3 protein-coding genes and 1 pseudogene are annotated in these 2,975 nt (G+C 72.0%); all 4 read left to right on the top strand.

The features are described from left to right. Positions 1-304, top strand: a pseudogene (locus MHW47_RS33980) (histidine kinase); the annotation flags it as partial. Continuing rightward, positions 301-705 (top strand): roadblock/LC7 domain-containing protein, encoded by a 405-nt coding sequence (locus MHW47_RS33975; RefSeq protein WP_239227697.1) that lies wholly within the window; start codon positions 301-303, stop codon positions 703-705. The pseudogene MHW47_RS33980 and the gene MHW47_RS33975, both read left to right, overlap by 4 nt. A gap of 100 nt (positions 706-805) precedes the next feature. Beyond that, a complete protein-coding gene (locus MHW47_RS33970; RefSeq protein ID WP_239227696.1) occupies positions 806-2,014 on the top strand; it encodes an ABC transporter substrate-binding protein in 1,209 nt (402 codons plus the stop codon). Between the two features lies 1 nt (position 2,015). Then, the coding region (locus tag MHW47_RS33965; RefSeq protein ID WP_239227695.1) for a branched-chain amino acid ABC transporter permease at positions 2,016-2,975 on the top strand (960 nt) is incomplete at its 3' end.

Raw genomic sequence — 2,975 nt, 5'->3', positions numbered from 1 at the left:
CCGCGAGCAGGGCGGTGCCCCGCACCCCGTGCACGACGAGCCGGTCTCCCGTATCGCCGGGGTCAGCGCCTCCGGCCTGCCGGTCCGCAAGCGCACCGCGCCCCAGCAGTGGCCCGCGCTGGGCAAGCGGGGCGCCGCCGAGCAGCGGTCCGGCGCCGGTGCGCCGCGGCCGACGACCCCTCGCCGCCGGGACTCCCGGCAGGTCTCCGACGTCCTCGCGGCCTACGCCCAGGGCATCAGCCGGAGCACGAACCCCCGCGGGCGTCCCGCCAACAATGACGAAACCGAACGGACCAAGAAATGACCTCACCCACCGACCTGAGCTGGATTCTGAGCGACTTCGCCGGACGCATTCCGGAGGTCACCCAGGCGATAGCCGTGTCCGTGGACGGACTCGCGCTCGCGTACACCGGCGTGGAGCGCGACGACGCCGACCGGCTGGCCGCGATCGCCTCCGGCGTCGTCAACCTGCTGTCGGCGGCGGCCCAGTTGACGGACACCGACCCGGTGGAGCACAGCCTCACCGCGATGGAGGGCGGCTACATGTTCTCCATGGCCGTCTCCAGCGGTGCCTCGCTCCTGGTCACCACGACCCGGGACGCGGACATCGGCGAGGTCAGCTACATGATGTCCGAACTGATCAACCAGGTCGGTGACTCGCTGTCCCCCGAGGTCCGCAGCCCCCACACATCCCCCACACGCTGACCCGGCCGTTCCCCCACGGCCGCACCGACCCGTCCGCGGAGCCTCGCTCCGCGGTCGGGTCACACCGTTGTCCACTCCCACACCCCCGATGAGAGCCCACATGTTCTTCGACATATCCCGCCGTACGCGCCAGCGCAGATTCATCCGGCCCGCGGGCGCGGCCGCCCTCGCCCTGGGTCTCGCCGCCGTCACCGGCTGCAGCGGCGACAGCGGCTCCGGCGACGAGACGGTCAAGGTCGGTCTGGTCGCCTCGCTGTCCGGCACCTACAAGCCGGTCGGCACCGACCTGCGGGCCGGTTTCGACCTCTATCTCAAGACGCACGACAACAAGCTCGGCGGCCGCAAGGTCGAGCTGATCGTGGCCGACGAGGGCGACGGCCCGCCCACCGCCGTCCCGGCCGCCACCAAGCTGGTCAAGAAGGACAAGGTCGACGTCCTGACCGGCCTCGTCAGCGGTGGCTCGGTCAACGCCGTCCTGCCGCTGGTCACCCAGGCCAAGATCCCCTTCCTCGGCTCCAACGCCCGTCCCGAGGTCAAGGACCCCGAGTACGTGTGGACGACGAGCTTCATGTCCGACGAGCCGGGCCGGGCCATCGCCCCGTACGTCAAGGAGAAGGTGGACGGACCGGTCTACGCGATCGGCCCGGACTACCAGGGCGGCTACGACGAACTGCGCGGGTTCACCGACGAGTTCAAGCGCGTCGGCGGCAAGCTGGCCAACCCGGACGGCAAGACCAAGTGGACGCCGTTCCCGCAGACGACCAACTTCATGCCGTACTTCGCGGAGATCGCCAAGACCGACGCCAAGGCGGTCTACTGCTTCTACGCGGGCAAGGCGGCCATCGACTTCGCCAAGCAGTACGCCCAGTCCGACATCGCCGACCTGCCGCTGTACACGGCGTTCGTCACCGAGGGCAGCGTGCTCCAGGCCGAGGGCCCGGCCGCCAAGGGCATCTACTCCGTCCTGAACTACGCCCCGGACCTCGACAACGCTGCCAACCGCAAGTTCGTCGCCGACTGGACCGCAGAGCACGACACCCAGCCGACCACGTACGCGATGTCCTCGTACGACGCCGCCGCCGTCCTCGACAAGGCGATCGCGGACGCCGACAAGAAGGGCGACGTCACCCCGGAGACCATCAACAAGGCCATCGCGGGCCTGGGCCAGATCGACAGCCCGCGCGGCAACTGGGAGTTCAGCGAGAAGGCCCACGCGCCGGTGCAGACGTGGTACCTGCGCCAGGTGCGCTCGGACGGCAACCAGCTGTCCAACGTCATGGTCCAGGACCTGGCGACCCTCGGCGGCTGACATGGAGCTCCTCGATGCCCACCTCGTGCCGGCGGTGGACGGCGTGGCCTACGGGCTGCTGCTGTTCGTCGTCGCCGCCGGCCTGAGCCTCGCGTTCGGCACCGCCGGCGTACTCAACCTCTCGCACGGCATGCTGTACGCGATCGGCGCCTACACCGGCGCCGAGCTGAGCGACGGAACCTGGGGCGGCCTCGCCCTCGGACTGGCCGCCGGAACGGCGGCCGCGGCACTCGCCGGGGCGGGCCTGTCCGCCGCGACGATGCCCCTCGCCCGGCGTGGGCATCTCGCTCAGGCCCTGCTGACCTTCGGCATCGCCCTGGTCGGCGGGGACCTGCTCATCCAGCTCTTCGGAGCGGACGAGCTACCGGTGCGGGTTCCCGGCGCGCTCGACTCGTCGGTCCATCTGCTGGGCCACCGCTACCCCGCCTACCGGCTCGGCTTCATCGCGATGGCCGTCGCCCTGGCGGCCTTCGGTACGTGGGTGCTGACCCGGACCCGCGTGGGTGCGGCGGTGCGCGCGTCGGCCGACGACCCCCAGATGCTCGCTGCCACCGGCCACAGCCCCCGCGCCGTGCACATCGGTGTGCTCGCGGCCGCGGGCGCGCTGGCCGGGGCGGCGGGCGTGCTGGGGGCGCCGATCATCGGGCCCGGGCCCGGCACCTCCGAGAACGTGCTGATGCTGTCCCTCGTGGTCGTCGTCCTCGGCGGGCTGCGCTCGCTGTGGGCGACGTTCGCGGCGGCCGTCGCCGTGGGCGAGGTGCAGACCCTGGGCGTCTCGGTGCTGCCGGACCTGGCACCGTACCTGCTGTTCGCCGCGATGGCGGCGGTCCTCGTGTTCCGCTCCCGCTTCACCGAGCCGGCGGCGCACGAGGAGCGCGGCCCGGACACCGACCCGGTGTCCCGGCTGCGCCGGACGCTGGCCGCGCGGTGGCGGGACCGGCCGCGCGCGGCGGCGCCCGCA

The sequence above is a fragment of the Streptomyces sp. OfavH-34-F genome (assembly GCF_022347745.1).
Taxonomy (GTDB): domain Bacteria; phylum Actinomycetota; class Actinomycetes; order Streptomycetales; family Streptomycetaceae; genus Streptomyces.
Note: the sequence above shows the minus strand (reverse complement) of the source record. Positions and strands in the feature narration are given on the sequence as shown.

What these genes read in the sequence shown, in the direction of transcription:
- MHW47_RS33975 (WP_239227697.1), top strand. Translation starts at nt 301, where the DNA reads ATGACCTCACCCACCGACCTGAGCTGGATTCTGAGCGACTTCGCCGGA.
- MHW47_RS33970 (WP_239227696.1), top strand. Translation starts at nt 806, where the DNA reads ATGTTCTTCGACATATCCCGCCGTACGCGCCAGCGCAGATTCATCCGG.